The sequence below is a fragment of the Enterobacter chinensis genome (assembly GCF_034008295.1).
In the GTDB taxonomy this organism is placed as follows: Bacteria; Pseudomonadota; Gammaproteobacteria; order Enterobacterales; family Enterobacteriaceae; genus Enterobacter; species Enterobacter chinensis.
In genome coordinates this window covers 288,161-307,072 of the sequence record NZ_JARDVI010000002.1, presented here as the reverse complement: position 1 = coordinate 307,072, position 18,912 = coordinate 288,161, and the positions used below count along the sequence as shown (strand labels likewise).

Annotated in this window: 19 protein-coding genes and 5 pseudogenes; 7 read left to right on the top strand and 17 right to left on the bottom strand. The window is 52.8% G+C overall.

All coding sequences use genetic code 11. The features are described 5' to 3' along the window. Positions 1-35 precede the first annotated feature (35 nt). The 3 genes from deoR to PYW49_RS06390 form a co-directional block, all read right to left on the bottom strand. Complete coding sequence (gene deoR / locus PYW49_RS06400; protein ID WP_134349305.1) at positions 36-794, bottom strand: DNA-binding transcriptional repressor DeoR; 759 nt, start codon at positions 792-794, stop codon at positions 36-38. Positions 795-862: 68 nt separating this feature from the next. Continuing rightward, positions 863-1,471 carry an undecaprenyl-diphosphate phosphatase gene (gene ybjG / locus PYW49_RS06395; protein WP_320386006.1) on the bottom strand — a complete coding sequence of 203 codons (609 nt, stop codon included), beginning with the start codon at positions 1,469-1,471 and terminating at the stop codon, positions 863-865. A gap of 7 nt (positions 1,472-1,478) precedes the next feature. Beyond that, positions 1,479-2,204 (bottom strand): phosphatase PAP2 family protein, encoded by a 726-nt coding sequence (locus PYW49_RS06390; protein ID WP_320386004.1) that lies wholly within the window; start codon positions 2,202-2,204, stop codon positions 1,479-1,481. Positions 2,205-2,372: 168 nt separating this feature from the next. On the opposite strand from PYW49_RS06390, the gene PYW49_RS06385 reads away from it, so the two are divergent. Next, positions 2,373-3,605: an MFS transporter gene (locus PYW49_RS06385; RefSeq protein ID WP_134349302.1), complete on the top strand. Its 1,233-nt coding sequence runs from the start codon at positions 2,373-2,375 to the stop codon at positions 3,603-3,605. Between the two features lie 60 nt (positions 3,606-3,665). Here PYW49_RS06385 and PYW49_RS06380 read toward each other — a convergent pair whose 3' ends face one another. Further along, positions 3,666-4,478 carry a Cof-type HAD-IIB family hydrolase gene (locus PYW49_RS06380; RefSeq protein WP_320386003.1) on the bottom strand — a complete coding sequence of 271 codons (813 nt, stop codon included), beginning with the start codon at positions 4,476-4,478 and terminating at the stop codon, positions 3,666-3,668. Continuing rightward, positions 4,468-5,682 carry an MFS transporter gene (locus PYW49_RS06375; protein WP_134349300.1) on the bottom strand — a complete coding sequence of 405 codons (1,215 nt, stop codon included), beginning with the start codon at positions 5,680-5,682 and terminating at the stop codon, positions 4,468-4,470. Before PYW49_RS06375 ends, PYW49_RS06380 begins: the two co-directional genes overlap by 11 nt. 81 nt (positions 5,683-5,763) lie before the next feature. Between PYW49_RS06375 and PYW49_RS06370 the strand changes: the two genes are divergently transcribed. Then, positions 5,764-6,315: a TetR/AcrR family transcriptional regulator gene (locus PYW49_RS06370; protein WP_063439190.1), complete on the top strand. Its 552-nt coding sequence runs from the start codon at positions 5,764-5,766 to the stop codon at positions 6,313-6,315. On the opposite strand, the gene PYW49_RS06365 is transcribed toward PYW49_RS06370, so the two are convergent. From PYW49_RS06365 to PYW49_RS23370, 10 genes and pseudogenes are all read right to left on the bottom strand, one after another. Further along, entirely contained in the window at positions 6,312-7,082 is a 771-nt protein-coding gene (locus PYW49_RS06365; RefSeq protein ID WP_320386002.1) for an SDR family NAD(P)-dependent oxidoreductase, read from the bottom strand. The genes PYW49_RS06370 and PYW49_RS06365 overlap by 4 nt on opposite strands. Before the next feature lie 118 nt (positions 7,083-7,200). Then, a complete protein-coding gene (gene arsC, locus PYW49_RS06360; protein ID WP_320386001.1) occupies positions 7,201-7,632 on the bottom strand; it encodes a glutaredoxin-dependent arsenate reductase in 432 nt (143 codons plus the stop codon). Between the two features lie 11 nt (positions 7,633-7,643). Next, a complete protein-coding gene (locus PYW49_RS06355) occupies positions 7,644-8,933 on the bottom strand; it encodes an arsenic transporter (protein WP_320386000.1) in 1,290 nt (429 codons plus the stop codon). A gap of 40 nt (positions 8,934-8,973) precedes the next feature. Beyond that, on the bottom strand, positions 8,974-9,294 hold the full coding sequence (locus PYW49_RS06350) for a metalloregulator ArsR/SmtB family transcription factor (RefSeq protein WP_320385999.1): 321 nt from the start codon (positions 9,292-9,294) through the stop codon (positions 8,974-8,976). Between the two features lie 182 nt (positions 9,295-9,476). Further along, positions 9,477-10,199 carry a hypothetical protein gene (locus tag PYW49_RS06345; protein ID WP_134349295.1) on the bottom strand — a complete coding sequence of 241 codons (723 nt, stop codon included), beginning with the start codon at positions 10,197-10,199 and terminating at the stop codon, positions 9,477-9,479. Beyond that, positions 10,192-10,363 (bottom strand): annotated as a pseudogene (locus PYW49_RS23375) (site-specific integrase); the annotation flags it as partial. The pseudogene PYW49_RS23375 and the gene PYW49_RS06345, both read right to left, overlap by 8 nt. 47 nt (positions 10,364-10,410) lie before the next feature. Then, positions 10,411-11,175, bottom strand: a pseudogene (locus tag PYW49_RS06340) (phage integrase); the annotation flags it as partial. Positions 11,176-11,290: 115 nt separating this feature from the next. Continuing rightward, positions 11,291-12,742, bottom strand: a complete 1,452-nt coding sequence (locus PYW49_RS06335; protein WP_134349294.1) for a KAP family P-loop NTPase fold protein — start codon at positions 12,740-12,742, stop codon at positions 11,291-11,293. A 195-nt stretch (positions 12,743-12,937) separates the two neighbouring features. Further along, positions 12,938-13,135 (bottom strand): hypothetical protein, encoded by a 198-nt coding sequence (locus PYW49_RS06330; protein ID WP_320385998.1) that lies wholly within the window; start codon positions 13,133-13,135, stop codon positions 12,938-12,940. A gap of 1 nt (position 13,136) precedes the next feature. Further along, positions 13,137-13,329 (bottom strand): annotated as a pseudogene (locus tag PYW49_RS23370) (helix-turn-helix domain-containing protein); the annotation flags it as partial. A gap of 107 nt (positions 13,330-13,436) precedes the next feature. On the opposite strand from PYW49_RS23370, the pseudogene PYW49_RS06320 reads away from it, so the two are divergent. Together PYW49_RS06320 and PYW49_RS06315 are read left to right on the top strand one after the other, a co-directional pair. After that, positions 13,437-13,630 (top strand): annotated as a pseudogene (locus PYW49_RS06320) (regulator). Positions 13,631-13,834: 204 nt separating this feature from the next. Then, a pseudogene (locus tag PYW49_RS06315) lies at positions 13,835-14,051 on the top strand (ogr/Delta-like zinc finger family protein). Between the two features lie 288 nt (positions 14,052-14,339). Here PYW49_RS06315 and PYW49_RS06310 read toward each other — a convergent pair. Beyond that, positions 14,340-16,025 carry an aspartate:alanine antiporter gene (locus PYW49_RS06310; protein WP_014169303.1) on the bottom strand — a complete coding sequence of 562 codons (1,686 nt, stop codon included), beginning with the start codon at positions 16,023-16,025 and terminating at the stop codon, positions 14,340-14,342. 273 nt (positions 16,026-16,298) lie between these two features. Between PYW49_RS06310 and PYW49_RS06305 the strand changes: the two genes are divergently transcribed. Next, a complete protein-coding gene (locus PYW49_RS06305) occupies positions 16,299-16,673 on the top strand; it encodes an inner membrane protein YbjM (RefSeq protein ID WP_320385997.1) in 375 nt (124 codons plus the stop codon). Between the two features lie 30 nt (positions 16,674-16,703). On the opposite strand, the gene PYW49_RS06300 is transcribed toward PYW49_RS06305, so the two are convergent. Next, on the bottom strand, positions 16,704-16,973 hold the full coding sequence (locus tag PYW49_RS06300) for a GrxA family glutaredoxin (RefSeq protein WP_134349292.1): 270 nt from the start codon (positions 16,971-16,973) through the stop codon (positions 16,704-16,706). Between the two features lie 184 nt (positions 16,974-17,157). Here PYW49_RS06300 and nfsA point away from each other — a divergent pair, with 184 nt between their 5' ends. Together nfsA and rimK are read left to right on the top strand one after the other, a co-directional pair. After that, complete coding sequence (gene nfsA, locus PYW49_RS06295; protein WP_320385996.1) at positions 17,158-17,880, top strand: nitroreductase NfsA; 723 nt, start codon at positions 17,158-17,160, stop codon at positions 17,878-17,880. A 69-nt stretch (positions 17,881-17,949) separates the two neighbouring features. Then, positions 17,950-18,852 (top strand): 30S ribosomal protein S6--L-glutamate ligase, encoded by a 903-nt coding sequence (rimK, locus tag PYW49_RS06290; RefSeq protein ID WP_134349290.1) that lies wholly within the window; start codon positions 17,950-17,952, stop codon positions 18,850-18,852. Positions 18,853-18,912: the final 60 nt, after the last annotated feature.

Below are 18,912 nucleotides of genomic sequence, written 5' to 3'. Positions count from 1 at the left end.
GGCCGGGTAAGGCAAAGCCGCCACCCGGCATAACCTCAATACATCAACTTCACCTGCTGCGCCTTCGCATGGGCCACAATGTCGTCATCCGGACGGCAATCGCTGACGATGGCATCAAACTGCGCCAGCTCACCCATTCTCGCCGAACGCACCTTGCCAAACTTGCTGTGGTCAACCACCAGCACATGGTACTGCGCTGCGCTTAGCGCCCAGTGCTTCACCGGCAGCTCTTCCAGGTTAAAGCAGGTCGCCCCCTGGCGCACGTTCACGCCCGCGGCGGAATAAAACGCGATATCCGGGCAGAGATTGCTGAGCGTGTCCTGCAGGTTAAGCGGCTTAAAGATCGCGTTGCTGGCGTGAAACTCACCGCCGCAGAGGATCACCCGGCACTCGGGTTTCTCCTGAAGCGCCAGAAAGGTGTTCAGGGAGTAACACACGGCGGTAAAGGGAATGCTGCTGTCGATGGCTTCGATAACCCACGGCGTGGTGGTACCACAGTCAAAAAACAGGGTCTGGTGCGGCTGTACCAGTGAAGCCGCAAGCCGTGCGGCTTTGCGCTTCTCTTCAACCAGGCGCGTCTTCTGGTCACTGATCAGATAATGGCTGGCGCTGCGCGGCTCAAGCACAATATACCCGCCCAGCAGCACGACGGGCGCGCTTTCGCTGTTCAGATCCCGACGAATGGTCATCTCTGAGACGCCGAGGAGGTTGGCGGCTTCCTTAAGATGCAGCTTATCGCTGCGCTTCAGCGCCTGTAGCAGCTGAGCAATGCGGTCATCGCGACGTGTTTCCATAGTTCCTCGGGATAAAAAAAGTGAACCCCCGCAGGGCGGGGGTTCAAGTGTAACCTGTCAGGTCGGGGTTAGTCACGTATCCAGCCTTTGCGGATCGGGATAGCGAAAATGGCGCGATAGAGTGAAGAGAGCCCGCGGTAGAGCGCGTCACCGAAGAGACTCCACAGGATCGCTGCGCTCACGCAGCCAATCAGCCCGACCAGGAAACCGCCCACCATATCCAGCGGCCAGTGGACGCCCAGGTAAATGCGAGACCAGGCGATTGCCAGGGCCGCCACCATCAGGACCGCACCCGACCACAGGCGATGCCAGAACAGGAAAGCCAGCGCGAAGGTGAAGATAACCGTACCGTGATCGCTCGGGAACGAGTCATCTGGCGCATGATGCAGGAAGGTGTAGCCCACGTGAGCAACAAAAGGACGGGGGTGTGGGAACACATGGCCCAGAGCGAAGCTGACCAGAATGCTCACGCCCAGGGCCATTGCCACTTTGATCACCAACTGGCGCTGCGCTTTTACCTGGCTACGGGGACCCCACAGCCAGAGGATGGCTGCCAGCGCAGGCACGATACTGATCAGATCCTTTGCCAGAAAGGTGGCGAAATCAATCATCGCCTCTGGCGAGGCCGGGGTGGCGTTGATCAGATAAAACAGCTGATAATTCAGATTCTCTAACATAGCGTTATCACTCTTTAGCAAACCGGGTGGAAATAAGGCCATAGACCGCCACCTGGGAAAACCAGACCCACCACCCAGCCCACAGGTTGTGAGAGAAAAAATGTGCCCCGCGCATGACCTGGCCGTAACCCATCACCAGACCTAACACCACGCCCAGCGCGACGAAGCACCAGGCGAGACGTGGACGCTCGCGCCAGAAGGCAAAAAACAGCCCCATCACCATAAAGCCGCTGGAGGCATGACCGCCGGGGAAACAGCGCCCCGGGCCGCTGTCTGCAGGGGCGGAACTGAACAGGGGATAAGACATGGCTTTCCCGCCGTATTCCACCAGATCCCACGGGCAGCTGTGATGGCTCACGCTTTTCAATATGCCCACCACCAGCGCGCCAACGCCCATCAGCAGCGCCGCGGTGACCAGCCTTGCGTTACGCTTGTAAGCACCGTAAAACAGCGCCACGGCACCTAAGGCGATGGCGATGTACTTCGCCAGGCGATGGTTCAGCAGATCCAGCAGGTGGTCTTTCTGCAGCGGGAAGCTTTGCGTTGCCGCGTCATACCAAAAGCCGGTTACCCATCTGTCGAGCGCTTCATCGCGCGATAGCCACGTAAACACCACGGCAAGGGCAATCAGCACGAAAAGCTGATAACCATAAAAGCGGGCCGGTAAGCGGTAAAGGCGTTTTGTCTTATTTGTCTGTAAGTTAGACAATTCTGAACGGGAGGTGAGTGCCATAATTTGGGGTCGTTGACGAGTAATCGGGCTATCATAAATCTGTCAACTTAAGGAAACCTTAAACAAAGACGATATGTGCTTTATTTCTGTTTCTCCTCGATAATTCACTATCTCGGGCTGCGGCATTTCATTAAACTCGTCGCGATTTTGTCATTATAAAGAGATTGCATGTTAAACCGTTCTTCTTCTGGTTCACGTCTGGGTCGTCAGGCGTTGCTTTTCCCTCTGTGTCTGGTGCTCTACGAATTCTCAACCTATATCGGCAACGATATGATCCAGCCCGGTATGCTGACCGTTGTGGCGCAGTACAACGCGGGAATCGAGTGGGTACCGACCTCCATGACCGCCTATCTGGCAGGCGGTATGTTTTTGCAGTGGCTGTTAGGCCCGCTGTCGGATCGTATTGGCCGTCGTCCGGTGATGCTGACGGGCGTGGTGTGGTTCATCGTGACCTGTCTCGCCACGCTGCTGGCGCAAAACATTGAACAATTCACCCTGCTGCGTTTCCTGCAGGGGGTCAGCCTGTGCTTTATCGGTGCCGTGGGGTATGCCGCCATTCAGGAGTCGTTTGAAGAGGCGGTGTGTATCAAAATTACCGCGCTGATGGCGAACGTGGCGCTGATCGCCCCGTTACTCGGGCCGCTGGTGGGGGCCGCGTGGGTCCATGTTGCGCCCTGGGAAGGGATGTTCGTGCTCTTTGCGGTTCTCGCCGCCTTCGCGTTCTTTGGCCTGCACCGTGCGATGCCGGAAACGGCCACCCGCATCGGCGAGAAACTCTCGCTGAAAGAGCTGGGGCGGGATTACAAAGAAGTGCTGAAGAATGTCCGCTTTGTTGCGGGCGCGCTGGCGACCGGGTTCGTTAGCCTGCCGCTGCTGGCCTGGATCGCGCAGTCGCCGGTCATTATCATCAGCGGTGAAAAGCTCAGCAGCTATGAGTATGGTCTGCTGCAGGTGCCGATCTTTGGCGCGTTGATTATCGGCAACCTGGTGCTGGCACGTTTGACGTCACGACGCACCGTGCGTTCACTGATTATCATGGGCGGCTGGCCGATTGCGGCAGGGCTGATTCTGGCTGCGGTGGCGACCGTCGCGTCATCCCATGCTTATTTGTGGATGACGGCAGGGTTGAGCATTTACGCCTTCGGGATTGGCGTGGCGAACGCCGGGCTGGTGCGCCTGACGCTGTTTGCCAGCGAGATGAGCAAAGGTACGGTGTCAGCAGCGATGGGGATGCTGCAGATGTTGATTTTTACCGTCGGAATCGAGGTGAGCAAACATGCTTACGCGATGGGCGGCAACGGTCTGTTCAGTCTGTTTAACCTCGCCAACGGCGCGCTATGGGTTGGACTGATGGTGGTGTTCCTGAAAGACAAACGCGTCGGGAACGCCCTGCAACCTTAACCTGTTTATTCCCTCTCCCCGTGGGAGAGGGTCAGGGTGAGGGCACCAGACCGCACGCGGTCAATTAAACGGTGCCTCCCCGTTCAACACCTTCTCAACCACATCCAGTACGCCTTCGTCGTTATTGTGCGGCGCTTCAAAACGCGCCACCGCTTTAATATGCGGTCTGGCATTCGCCATCGCAAAGCTGAACCCGGACTGACGCAGCATCTCCACGTCGTTGCCGCTGTCGCCGAAGGCCACCACTTCGCTGTCGTCAATGCCCCAGCGCTGTTGCAGGATCCGCAGACCGTTGGCTTTATGCACGCCGGGGATAATCAGATCGATACTGCCGTGACCGGTGGTGACGGGCACCATGATGTCACTCAGTTTTTCATGCAGCAGCGCCTGAATACGCGGAATTTCATCGTCAGACACGTTGAGCCCGAACTTGAAGAAAATATCGTTCAGGTTGTCGAAATCGCTGACCATTTCGAGGCGGTGGTAGTACTTCGCCGCGATATCTTTAAAGCCCTCGTCATAGCATTTCAGCGTGTATGCGCTGCTTTTGCCGCAGGCGATGATCTCAATACCCGGCACGTCGTTTAACACGTTCGCGACGGTGGCGAAATGGGCTTTCGACAGTTCACCGTTAAAGACGTCTTCACCTTCGCTCACGACCCAGCCGCCGTTTTCGGCGACGAAGGCAATCTCATGCGCGATCTCCGGGAAAAAGGAGATGAGCTGGTAGTATTGGTTACCGCTGGCAACCACGAAGCGAATGCCTTGCGCCTTCATGCGGGCGTACTGCGCCAGAAAGCGCGGGCGATTGTAGGTCTTGGCATCGCTCAGAAAAGTACCATCCATGTCGACGGCGATCAGTTTAACGCTCATATCCCTTCTCCAGTGTCGTTTGTTTCGTTTCCGGCTTTGCCACCGCGCGCGCCACCAGCGCCGCGATGATGACCAACCCTAATACCACCAGCATGGCGCTGCGCAGCCCGTAGTGCTCACCGAGGAAGCCGAGCAGCGGCGGCCCGACCAGGAAGGCGAGATAGCCCGTGGTCGCCACCACGCTGACGCGCGTCGGGGCATCCGGGCCGGTGTCGCTGGCGGCCGAAATGGTCAGCGGGAAGCCGAGCGACGCGCCCAGCCCCCAGAGGATCACCGAGACGCCGGCAATCCAGTCCACATCCACAAAGATGATCATCGCGATACCCAGGCCGCCGAGCAGGGCACTGGCACGCACTACCGCCACGCGGCTGTAGCGGTCGATAAACCAGCCGCCGGTGAAGCGCCCTACGGTCATCCCCAGCGTAAACCCGGCGTAAATCAGCGAGCCGGAGGTCGGGCTAAAGCCGTGACCGTCCACCATCAGCAGCGGCAGCCAGTCGTTGGCGGACCCTTCCGCGAACGCCATTGCCAGCACCACCACGCCGATCAGCATCAGCTGAAAATCGCGGTAGAAGGGCAGCCCTTTTTCGGCCGAATGCTGTTCGTCAGCGGAGTTCTTACCGGTGCCGTCCGGGATCGCCCGGATGCCGGTCAGAATCGGAATGATGCACACCAGCGCCGCCAGCAGGATATGCAGATTCGCGCTCACGCCAGTGGCCGTCAGCGCCATGCCCACGCCGGCACCGGCCAGCGTGCCGAGGCTATAAAAGCCGTGCATCATTGGCAGCACGGTTTTGTTCATCTCGCGCTCGACCGCCGCTCCTTCAACGTTGATGGCAACTTCCGCCGAGCCGAAGCTACCGCCAAATACCGTCAGCCCCAGGGCAAACAGAACCGGTGACGCACACCACAGCGCGGCGCTCAGCACGAACATCCCGACCACCGCGAAGCACATGGTGGTGCGGATCACCGCTCGCGTACCGAAGCGCTTCACCAGCCACGCGGAGCAGAGGATGCCGCTCATCGAGCCTATCGACAGGCCAAACAGCACGATGCCCATCTCAGCAGTAGAGACGGACAAAATATCGCGAATGGCGGGCGTGCGCGTGGCCCAGGAGGCCATCAGCAGGCCGGGAATAAAGAAGAACATAAATAGCGCCCACAGGCGTAGCTGCAGGGCTTTACGGGGAGAGGTAAGCGTCATTGGGGTAGCACCAGAAGTACAACAATAGCGACAACACTAGCAAGTTTGTGTACATTTGTACATAAACCACGTGAGGAATTTATGAGCAGACCACCGAACGATCCGCATCGCCGGGAGAAGATCCTGCAGGCAACGCTCGATACCATTGCCGAGCACGGTATTCACGCCGTCACGCACCGTAAAATCGCCACCTGCGCGGGCGTGCCGCTGGGGTCGATGACCTACTATTTCGACGGCATGGAGCCGCTGCTGGAGGAGGCCTTCACGTGGTTTACCCGGCAGATGTCGCAGCAGTATCGCGATTTCTTCGCCGGCGTTACCGGGCCGGAAATGGCGTGCGAATCCATCACCACGCTGATCCACAGCTCGCAGGTGACCACGCCGCACAACATGGCGCTGATGTATCAGCTCTACGCCTTTATGCACCGCAGCGCGGCGCTCAAAACGGTGATGCAGGACTGGATGAAGATGAGCCAGACCACGCTGGAGCAGTGGTTCGACCCGGTCACCACCCGCGCGCTGGACGCGTTTATCGAAGGGATGACGCTGCACTACGTTACTGACCGGGTGCCCTTAACCCGCGAAGAGATCCGGGCGATGGTGGGCAGGATTGCGGGCGAGGGCGGCTGCTAGGTTGCGCCCGCGGTCATATTGACGGTAGTTCCCGTGATGGCGCTTGCCGCATCTGAGGCCAGAAACGTAATGGTGTCTGCCACCTGTGCCAGCGTCGGCAGGCGATGCGTCAGGGTGCTTTGCGCGGCACCGCCGAGAAACTGCTCAACCGTAATCCCCATTGCCTGCGCCTTTTCGGCAAAAATGGCACCCACATACGAACCCGCCTGCACCGCGTCGGCTATCGCGTGCGAACGCACGCAGAGTACGCGAATATTTTGTGTCCCCAGCTCAGCCGCAAGCGCTCGGGTCAAGGCTTCCGTTCCCGCGCAACCGACGATATGCCCGAGGTGGCCCGCCATTATCATGTTGGCGGCGGGGGCGACGACGGTAATTATGGTCCCGCCATGCTCGCCGCCCATACGGGGCGACGCGGCTTTCGCAATGTTAAAATACGCGGCCAGGAAGGGATCGAAACCCTGCCTGAACTCGTCGAGCGTTAATGCCTCAAGGCGTTTACCCTGATCGTGCATAAAGCCCGTGGCGTTGACGACGATATCAATGCGGGCAAGGTCCGGGAGCCGCGAGGCATCATCGAGCGCATCGAAAGCAAACGTGCTGACAGACCCTCCCGCGGCGCGAATACGGTTGGCGACCTGCTCCAGCCTGGCGTGGTCACGTGCAGCGAGGTATACATCCGCCCCCTCACGCGCAAGAGCGTGCGCCACTGAACTGCCGATGGCGCCGCTGCCGCCGAAGATGACGGCGGTTTTGTTTTTAAGACCCATACCTGCATACCCTCACCAGACTTAACCCTCAAAAGTATGTGCCGGGTTTCGGCTGATGCAACCCGGCCGGCGGGTGGGGGATGTCGTTGGCAGGTTTTACTGTGACATTTTCAATGGGTTACTTTGGCGAGATTTTTTTCCCGCTGGCGTCCACAACGGCTTCGCCATCCTCTTTGGCAAACGCTCCTTTTTGCGCGTCCGGCAGGATGTCGAGGACGACTTCAGACGGACGGCACAGGCGCGTGCCCAGCGGCGTCACCACGATCGGACGGTTAATCAGAATCGGGTGCTGCAGCATAAAATCGATAAGCTGGTCGTCGGTGAAGCTATCTTCGGCAAGACCGAGCTGTTCATAGGGCTCCACGTTTTTACGCAGCAGATCCCGCACTGAAATGCCCATCTCAGCAATCAGGGTGGTCAGCTTATCGCGCGACGGTGGGGTTTCCAGATAGAGGATAATCTCTGGTTCCGCGCCGCTGTTGCGGATCATCTCCAGCGTATTGCGCGAGGTGCCGCAGGCCGGGTTGTGATAAATGGTGATGTGGCTCATATCAGTGCTCATTACAGTGTGAAGGAGAGACGTAGCGCCAGCGCGGCGAGCGTCACAAACAGGACCGGCAGCGTCATAATGATGCCCGTCCGGAAATAGTAGCCCCAGGTAATCGTCATGTTTTTCTGCGCCAGCACGTGGAGCCAGAGCAGGGTGGCAAGGCTGCCGATGGGCGTGATTTTCGGCCCCAGATCGCAGCCAATCACGTTGGCATAAATCATCGCTTCCTTTATCAATCCTGTTGCCGTGCTGCCATCAATGGAGAGCGCGCCAATCAGCACCGTGGGCATATTGTTCATTATGGATGACAGGAACGCGGTGATGAACCCGGTACCTAGCGTGGTAGCCCACAGCCCGTGTCCGGCCAGGCTGTTCAGTACGCCTGAGAGATATTCCGTCAGCCCGGCATTGCGCAGGCCGTACACCACCAGATACATCCCCAGCGAGAAGATAACGATCTGCCACGGTGCGCCGCGCAGCACTTTTCCGGTGTTTATCGCATGTCCGCGTTTTGCGACAGCGAATAAAATTAGCGCGCCGACGGTCGCAATGGCGCTGACCGGAATGCCGAGAGGTTCAAGCACAAAGAAGCCGACGAGCAGAAGCAGCAGGACGATCCAGCCCGTTCTGAACGTCGGGAGGTCGTGAATGGCCCGCGCGGGCTCGCGGAGTTTTGCCAGGTCATATTCCGGGGGGATTTCCTTGCGGAAGAAGAGATGCAGCATCACCAGCGTTGCGGCAATCGCGGCAATATCTACCGGGATCATCACCGAGGCGTATTCGCTGAACCCCAGCTTAAAGAAGTCTGCCGACACGATGTTGACCAGGTTCGACACAATCAACGGCAGGCTGGCGGTATCGGCGATAAAACCTGCCGCCATCACAAACGCCAGCGTGGCCTGCTTGCTGAACCCCAGCGCCAGCAGCATGGCGATAACGATAGGGGTCAGGATCAGCGCCGCGCCGTCATTGGCAAACAGCGCCGCCACGGCTGCGCCCAGCAGCACGATATAAGTAAACAGCAATCGCCCGCGACCGTTTCCCCAGCGAGCAACGTGGAGCGCCGCCCACTCGAAAAAGCCGGACTCATCCAGCAGCAGGCTGATGATGATGACGGCGATAAACGTTGCCGTGGCGTTCCAGACGATATCCCACACCACAGGTATATCGTTAATGTGGATCACCCCGCTGGCCAGCGCCAGCACGGCACCGATGGTGGCGCTCCATCCGATACTGAGCCCTTTGGGCTGCCAGATGACCAGTACCAGCGTAAACAGAAAAATAGCCCCTGCCAGAAACATCTTCTACTCCATTATATCTGTTTTTGTGAATGTGTTTTGCTTAGCAGGAGCCCGGAAGTCGGTTTTTCAGCTTCAGGCGCGTCTCTTCCCGCAGGCAGTTCCAACTGGTGTCGATAACGGTAGCTGCCCACGCAGGCATGTTCGGGGACAAACGGTAATAGACCCATTTCCCCTCACGGCGATCGATAACCAGCCCGGATTCGCGCAGCAGGGCCATATGGCGGGAGACTTTCGGCTGAGATTCGGTGGTGGCGGAGCAGAGATCGCAGACGCACAGCTCGCCCGCTTCACGGAGCAGCATAACGATGGCGAGCCGCGTTTCGTCGGATAGGGTTTTGAAGAGTTGGAGCGGGTGAACCATGGGGTTTCCTGCTGGTGTGATTTTTATATATGTTTAATCATATATGTTTTGATGGTAAGAGAGAAGGTGGGATTAGAGGGAGGGGAATTTCAGGCAACAAAAAACCATTTATGTAAATGGGTTAGTGAAAACAATGACTTGCAAGATAATCAATAAGTTAGGTTGGTGGTAAGGGGGGACGATTACGGGGTAATGCCAACCGCTGCCGCCACTTTGTCGCCACTAGAGCTGCGCTGTTCATACTTCTCTAATGCCTGTTCCACTTCATTAAGATACTCTTTAAAAGATTCTAAAATCATAGATAAAGAGCCACTCATGAATAGAACTTGTTTCAAGTCTTTTTTGAAAAGGTCCGGGTGTGCATCCATTAGGTCAGTGATTAGTTTGATATTTTGTCCGTCGTTCTCTACATATCTGGCATCATTGTGTGCACAACTGTTTCTCAACTTAGTTATCTTTTTTATATTATTATACTGAACTGTAGTCTCCATTCCCACTATTTTCTGAATGAAAAGGTGGCTTCGTTCAAATCCACTCCCCTTGAGATCTGTAATGTTTATTGGAATGAGATGTTTATTCGCAAAGTTTTTACAGAATTTCTCAATTTCATGCTCAAACATCCCAAAGATAGTTAAAAAAACTGACCTGCGAAATACGCTTGGGTAATACTCTATAAACATTTCATCAAGATCAACAGATGAACTATCAAGGCCCATGTAGTAATCTATTGAATTATAATATCCTTCATCTGGTGATATATCGATTACATATTCCTCTGGTCCTTTCTCCATATATTCTTTTATCCCTTTATCAATAGATGATTCACTGTGAATGATTAATGTATTGATTATCTCAAAAGTTAAGGAAAAATCGTAAATTGGAAATTGAAAAGAAAGCTTAACCATTGTTTGACCTTTTAATTGCATCAGAAAGCGTTAATATTCCAATTGGATTGAAACGAAGTGCTTTTTCTAAGTGATCAGGCACTAAGTGAGCATAACGCATTGTCATTTTGATGTCGTCGTGTCCTGCTGTTTTTTAGCAGAACAAGAATATTCCCATCAGAAATGATGAAAAGTGGCACAGAAGTTGTGTTAGTTGCCCACAAGGAAGAATAATCGGTCACGGAAAGATACTGGAAATAGCAGTCCATAAAGAACCTAAAGCCGTCCAGAGCAATTATTTACTCGTACAGCTCTTTGCTGTGTGGGATACTGCGGTTCTTAGTACCTTTGGTTCTGATGAAAGCGATCCGGTATTTTGTAACCTTAGAACGGGTCAGGTTAACGGCTTTACCCCTCATTCCCCTTTGCTCAGGCAGATTTTAACAACGAGGGTGAGTAGGGATCTTGGGCGATTACAGTCGTACAAAAGTTAAGTGATTTGCTCATGTGTCAGTCAAGCCATTCCATTTTTGCAATCGTGAACTTACGCACGTTCTCCAGCGGGTCTGGTGTCGTGCAATAGCCGAGTTGAGCCAACTCGCTAAATAATCCGCTGAGATAACTTTGTTCAAGGTTGATGGTTAGCGGGCTGGCACCTTTCTTCCATAATTTCTCATAAAAAAATTTCACCCTTCAGGCGTTTATCACGGTAATGCATGAATAATTTCGAACTGAGATCAGTAGCGAGAGTATTTCCCATGCATCAATGAGGAACATTCTGTAGTAAACAGGCTCTCCGGCGGTCAGTGATTTGCCGTGCAGCTTGAACCAAAGTTCAACCACGTCTTTTAGAGTCCGACGGTCTACCGATTCACCCAGCGAGGGCTTTGCCTCTGCCTCATCTATTATGTGACGCAAAAGCTAGAGCTTCCCCTTTGGTGGCGTACTGCTTACGTACACGATGACCGCTACGACCGGTGGGGTAGCATTCGCAAATCCATTTTCCTGTGTCAAGCTTTTCGTTCTACCATAAATAAGCCTCCATGTATGAGAATGAAATTTAACTGTTTATTTAGCCAGTGGTTAATGTCCGATATTTTTTTGTTCGAACATTATTCGAATGTTGTACTAAGTTCAATCAATTCAAAATATTGGTTGAGGTTAAGAGACAAGTCATGTGTTTTAGTACTGGCCCAGCCAATTTTTAGGAAATTATTTACAGTGTTATTTAGAGGTAATCCGCCATCAATCCATTCTTCTGGGTAATGTGAGCCATTACTGGATACAGGACTTTTTATTTCTATTACTGAACGCGCTGTGAAAATGTAATCAGAAATATCTACAGTAATAATTTCATCGCGAAGTTCATTTACAAGTCTCACACCATTACTCATCAAAACATTAACCAATGTCGTCGATCTTGACAGGTCAAAGCATAAAGTTATTGATGAGTCCATTTTGCTCAATATTGTTTTATCTGTTTTTTTAGCTTTAAGTAATGAATAAATTTCATTATCTTTATTGTTTATTATTGATAATAATAAGAGGAAGGTAGGGTCAAAGTTTTTTTGGGCTGTTATAAGTATATCAATTAATTTTTCATATAATTTAATTGAGTCTCGAAGGTTCATGCGTAAAGATTCAAAAATATTAGCACAATTTTCGATAAAAATATCGAAGTTGGGAGGTTGGGGAGACATACGAGTTTTTAATTTGTCAAATTCTTCAATAACATTATCCGCAGAGATAGTCTTAAGAAAATCTCTCATAATTGGTGTGGGAAGTAAAAACCTTCTATCAAAAAAACGACTCAAATAATGGCTTGCAGAAAATTCATTCCCATATACAACTTTAATTGAGTGTTGTAATTGCTCTGTATCTGTCGCAATAATGAATACTACGCCAGGAATGTTAAATATATGCTTTGTAATTTCTAATAAATTAATTGCAAAGTCTGGTCTGCATCGATCTAGCTCATCAATTATTACGAAAAGAGGCAGGCTCTTATTGATGAGATCTTTGTTCTCTATATGATTTACCCACGTACTGATGCCTTTTTTTACTGCCGAAATACTTGATGCTTTTTCAGTATGAAGATCTAATAACTTAGTTGATAAATCTTTTGTTAATTCAGCTATATCCTCAATACCAGTTAGTTTCTTTACCAGCCCATTAATGATAACAGGTGTTGCAGACTTCAGAAGAGGGCCTATTTTCTCAACAGTTTCATTAATCTTACGAGTAAAGTCATCAGATTGTCCTGATAATTGTTCTTTGATTGAACTGAAGACTGTAAGTAATGGGTCTTCTGAAAAATCATCTTTCCAGGCATCAATATATACAGTAGGGTGAAACGCTGATATGGAATTGGCTAAACGCTTTGTAAAATAGCTTTTCCCCGCCCCCCATTCCGCATTTATGTTTACAACCAGGTTTGATTTTTCTCCGCGGGCTGCACAAATTTTATACAGGTAAGTTGCATATTTCTCGCGATCTAAAGTGTCGGCAGGAAATTGCTCATCAAGAAAATGATCACTTTGCGCCCAGTTCCACTCAATATCCATTCAATCCTCACTAATCACATTATAAAATTAAGATATATGTTTAAGGGGGTTAACATAGAACTCAAAAGAAAAAATATCTCCTGACACCATAGCTTTTTTACGGGTATAAAATTTATTCTCTTCATGCTCGTTTTTTATTCACTCTGAGTCAGTGAAATGATTGGATCTTAACAATCACAAACGTAGACATGCTAGTCAAATTTTACAGCTAATGGATACTTTATTTTCATTAATAATTAAAGAAGGGTCGATACAATACTTTTTCCGAACCACTGCTTCAATATCTCTTAATTCGTGAGCTTCAATATTCATTAACTTTTTAGCAGCAATCATCATCAACGCACTCTTACTAGAAACAAACCATTCAACGGAAACACTGGTTACATAATGCATTTAAGCCCCCAGTCTGTCGGAAAGATGTCACGCATGTATTGGGTCGCCATTGTGCTCTTAGAGACACCCAAGCGATTGCAGAGAGCCTGTCGAGTGATGAAATCATACACCTCAACCAAACGCTCAATCACTTTCTTTCCGCTGTTATTGAAATCTAAAAGACCTTCTAAGCAATCAAAATTGCATTGAAGGATTCCAAAAGGGAACTTTGAGTACACCTCTCAGTGTTCTTTTGCAGCCTACACTAATAACGATTAACAACGGTTTGCCGCAAGTCGAACTAATCAAGGAATGTTGCACTATGACCCCAAACATTTCAATCCCTCTGAATACACCGCTCGTCACAATTAAGCATTATAGCGAACTTACAGGCCTTTCAGTCGATACGCTCAATGACATGCTGGTTGAGGTCGCCTTCCTCTGCATAAAGATAAAAAGTGCGTAAAGGTCATGATTAGCATGGCTGCTTTGCATGTAGATGCGCTATCAGCTTAAGAAACGTATGCTTTCCGTAGTTAGTTTTAGAGTTCGATTTTGCGATACATTCGGATATCAAATTTATGTTTGATTATAAAGTTCCTAAACAAAAGCACGTTGATGAAGCCTGTTGGTTTTTTGCTCGACGTTACATATTTGTTCGAAATGGAGAACAATTATGTTTCGTTATTGTGAACTGGTTAAGAGTGAGGGCTGAACGAAATGATGAATTGCCCGGTGTGCGGCCAGGCCGCTCATAAACGCAGTAGCTTTCAGGTTTCCAGCGAAACCAAAGAACGATACAACCAGTGTACCAATATTGAGTGCGGGCATACGTTCGTGACGCATGAGACTTTTGTGCGGTCCGTCTGCCGTCCGGAAAAAAATCAGCGCCGCCCCACCTCATCCGAAAGGAATGCGGGAACAATTAGCTTACTGATTCTGACGCGCCGCTGGCGGGTTTTTTATTACCTGTTGCCGCCATGGCAAAAGCGCTGCCGCCATTTTATCGCCATACAGGGGAATGAGGTGTTGTAAGTGATTGATTTAATGGATGGTAAAGTTCAGGCAACAAAAAACCCATCAACCTTGAACCAAAACGGCGGGGTTGATGGGCTCCACAAATTGGGGACATCAAAGAAAAGCAGTGGCACTAGTTATGACTGCCCCCTGATAAAAAAGTTCTGCGCGTAACGAAAATATTTTCCACTACGCGCAAACTTAGGAGTTATCCGAGTCCCGGCCAGATGATGATGATCAGCGTACCCGCCAGCGTGAGCAGTACGTTCGCGATGGCGTAGGTTCCCGCATACCCCAGCGCCGGGATATTGCTGCGCGCGGTGTCGCTGATGATTTCCATGGCCGGCGCGCAGGTACGCGCCCCCATCATCGCCCCGAAAAGCAGGGCGCGGTTCATGCGCAGCACGTAGGCGCCGAACAGGAAGCAGATCACCACCGGCACCAGGCTGACGATAAGTCCGGAAACCAACATCTGCCAGCCGACGGCGCCCAGGCTGTGGCCAATGCCGCTGCCGGCGCTTAAGCCGACGCCTGCCATAAAGACCATCAGACCGAACTCTTTCACCATGTTCAGCGCGCCCTGCGGAATGTAGCCGAAGGTTGGGTGGTTTGCTCGCAGGAAGCCCAGCATGATCCCTGCGAACAGCAGCCCGGCGGCGTTACCGATGCCGAAGCTAAAGTTGCTGAACTGGAAGGTGATCATCCCGATCATCAGGCCAACAATAAAGAAGGCGCAGAAGGCCAGCAGGTCGGTGACCTGGCTGTGAATGGAGATAAAGCCGATACGATCGGCAACGGTTTTCACGCGGCGGGCGTCGCCGCTGACCTGGAGAACGTCGCCTTTATTAAGCACAACGTTATCATCGATCGGCATTTCAATCTGGCTGCGGATCACGCGGTTGAGGAAGCAACCGTGGTCGGTCAGCTTCAGCTGCGCCAGACGGCGGCCAACGGCGTTATGGTTTTTCACCACGATCTCTTCGGTGACGATACGCATATCGAGCAGATCGCGGTCGAACACCTCTTTGCCGTTACGGAAGCTCGGGTCGAGACGGGCGTGGGCGTCCGGGTAACCCACCAGCGCAATGTCGTCGCCCATCTGGAGCACCGCGTCGCCGTCCGGGTTCGCCAGAATGCCGTTGCGGCGGATACGTTCGATATAGCAGCCCGTCTGGCGGTAAATCCCCAGTTCGCGCAGGTTTTTGCCGTCTGCCCATGCCACCAGCTCCGGCCCGACGCGATAGGCGCGGATCACCGGGAGATAGACTTTACGTTTGGAATCGGTATCCAGGCCGCGCTCGCGGGCGATTTGCTGAGCGCTGGTCTGCAGATCCTGGTGCTGAAGTTTTGGCAGGTAGCGCGCGCCAACGATCAGGCTCACCAGACCAATCAGATAGGTCAGGGCATAGCCCAGGCTCAGGTGGTCGAGGGCGGTCGAGAGCTGCGCGCCGGCCATGCCGGAATGGCGCAGGGTATCACCGGCCCCCACGAGCACAGGGGTGGAGGTCATGGAGCCCGCCAGCATACCGGCCGTTAACCCGATATCCCAGCCAAACAGTTTGCCCAGCCCTAAGGCGATCAGCAGCGCGCTGCCGACCATCACCAGCGCCAGCATCAGATAATTTTTGCCGTCGCGGAAGAAAATTGAAAAAAAGTTAGGTCCCGCTTCCACGCCAACACAGAAAATAAACAGCATAAAACCTAAGTTGAGCGCGTCCGTGTTAATGCTGAAGTGCTGCTGGCCTAATAATAAGGAGACGACTAAAACGCCAATGGAATTACCAAGTTGAACTGAACCCAGGCGCAATTTACCCAGGCAAAGACCCAGCGCCAGTACCACAAATAATAACAGGATGTAATTCCCATTTAACAAGTCTGCGACGTTTATATTCACGGAGGCTAACTTCTTGTTTACCAGTAAGTTGTTGAATGAAAGGACTTTTTGGGCTACTGTTTTCTGGGTCAGGGAAAGGCGTTAACGCTCCCTGTTTCCTGCTTTATTCCCTAAAACATTAGCTGGCGTGTAGTTTAATCGCATTAGCTACTGACAGCTACTTATTATCGCATCACCCTGTGCGTGCTTTGGCAAGGATTGCCGCATTGCTTTATCTGACTGGGCGTCTACCCGACGAATGTGTATTTGATAGAGATAAGTCAGGAGGATAGTTTGAACATTAAACGAAACTGGGCGGGGGTGATCAGCTGCTTTTTGCTGTTCACGGTCGTATGCATGTCGCTCGCTTTTAATGTGAAAGGGGCGTTCAGGGCTTCGGGTCATCCGGAGCTGGGTTTGCTCTTTTTCACGCTGCCGGGTGCCGCGGCCAGTTTTCTCTCCCGTAAAGGGGAGGTGGTAAAACCGCTACTGGGGGCCATGCTTGCCGCGCCGCTGTGTCTGCTGCTGATGCGCTTGCTGTATGTATCAACGCGGAGTTTCTGGCAGGAGCTGGCGTGGTTGCTGAGCGGCGTGTTCTGGTGCGCGCTTGGGGCGCTCTGCTATTTGTTTGTGTGCAGTCTGTTTCAACACCGACGACACCACAAATAAAAACGCCCTCAGGGTGAGGGCGTCTTCGCATTACTGGGCGGCAAACAGGCCCAGATGCTCTTTGGCGTAAGCTTCAAAGTCAGTGCAACCGCCGATGTGTTGCTGATCGAGGAAGATCTGCGGTACGGTTTCAACCGGCTTGCCGACGGTTTTTTCGAGATCCGCTTTCGTGATGCCTTCCGCGTGAATATCCACGTAGCGGAAGTTGAAGTCATCGCGCTCTTCAGTCAGTTTCTCAGCCAGCTCTTTTGCGCGCACACAGTAAGGGCACCCTGGACGACCAAAAATTACTGCAAACATTTCTCTCTCCTCAAAAAACAAGCCTGACGGCGAATAAGACATATAGTGCCCGATAACCTGCCGCCATTAAAGAAGGTTTCGCCTGTCGCTTTGATACAGTCAGGCTATGTTTCGCCAATTACACCGCGCAAATCATTGCCTATACTGGCTGCCATACGGTTTAAGCAAGACAAAGAGAGAGAAGATGACGCCAACAATAGACCTGCTCACATCCCACCGTTCCATTCGCCACTTCACCGGTGAGCCGATTACCGAGGCGCAGCGTACCGCGATTATTGACAGCGCCAGGGCGACCTCCAGCTCCAGCTTTCTGCAGTGCAGTTCCATTATTCGCATTACCGACCCGGCCATGCGCGAGCAGCTGGTTACGCTGACCGGCGGGCAAAAGCATGTGGCCCAGGCCGCGGAGTTCTGGGTGTTCTGCGCCGACTTTAACCGCCACCTGCAGATCTGCCCTGAGGCCGAGCTGGGGCTCGCCGAACAGCTGCTGCTGGGCGTGGTAGATACCGCGCTGATGGCGCAAAACGCCTTTACGGCGGCGGAGTCGCTGGGGTTAGGCGGCGTCTACATCGGCGGCCTGCGTAACAACATTGAAAGCGTCACCGAGCTGCTGAAGCTGCCAAAACATGTGCTGCCGCTGTTCGGCCTGTGCCTCGGCTGGCCGGCGGATAACCCGGATCTCAAGCCGCGCATTCCTGCCGCCATGCTGGTGCATGAAAACCACTACCAGCCGGTCGACCAGGAGGTTCTGAATCACTATGACGAAGAGCTGGCGAACTACTACATGACGCGCGGCAGCAATAACCGTCGCGATACCTGGACCGACCATATTCGCCGCACCATCATCAAAGAAAATCGCCCGTTTATTCTCGATTATCTGCACAAACAGGGCTGGGCGACGCGATAGTCCATTTATCCTGCGCCTGCCTGCGTATATGATACGCAGGCTTTTTCCATGTCTTTAGCGAGGTGCAGGGTGAAAATTGCCATATTGTCCCGGGATGGAACGCTCTATTCATGTAAGCGCCTGCGAGAAGCGGCGGCGAAACGCGGGCATCAGGTTGAGATCCTCGACCCGATGTCCTGCTATATGAACATCGACCCGGCCGCCTCGTCGATTCACTACAAAGGCCGCAAGCTGCCGCACTTCGATGCTGTCATCCCCCGCATCGGCTCCCAGATAACCTATTACGGCACCGCCGCGCTGCGCCAGTTTGAAATGCTGGGCAGCTATCCGCTCAATGAGTCCGTCGCCATTTCCCGCGCCCGCGACAAGCTGCGCTCGCTACAGCTGCTCGCCCGTCAGGGGATCGACCTCCCCGTCACGGGGATTGCCCATTCGCCGGACGACACCAGCGATCTCATCGACATGGTGGGCGGGGCACCGTTAGTGATCAAACTGGTCGAAGGCACGCAGGGCATTGGCGTGGTGCTGGCTGAAACGCGGCAGGCGGCGGAAAGCGTGATTGATGCCTTCCGGGGGCTCAATGCCCACATTCTGGTGCAGGAGTATATCGAAGAGGCTAAAGGATGCGATATTCGCTGCTTCGTGGTCGGTAACGAAGTGGTGGCGGCCATTGAGCGTCAGGCAAAAGAGGGCGATTTCCGCTCTAATCTTCACCGCGGCGGCGTGGCGCGGGTAGCCAATATCAGCGACCGGGAGCGGGAGATTGCCGTGAAAGCGGCGCAAACGCTGGGGCTGGACGTGGCGGGCGTAGACCTTCTGCGGGCGACGCGCGGTCCGCTGGTCATGGAGGTTAATGCCTCACCGGGGCTGGAAGGCGTGGAAAAAACCACCGGGGTCGATATTGCGGGTAAAATGATCTCATGGATCGAGCGTCATGCCACGCCGGGTTACTGTCTTAAAACGGGCGGTTAAATGGTATTGAGCACGCTTTTTGCGTAATCTATGCGAAGTTTTTATTTAAGAGGCTGCACA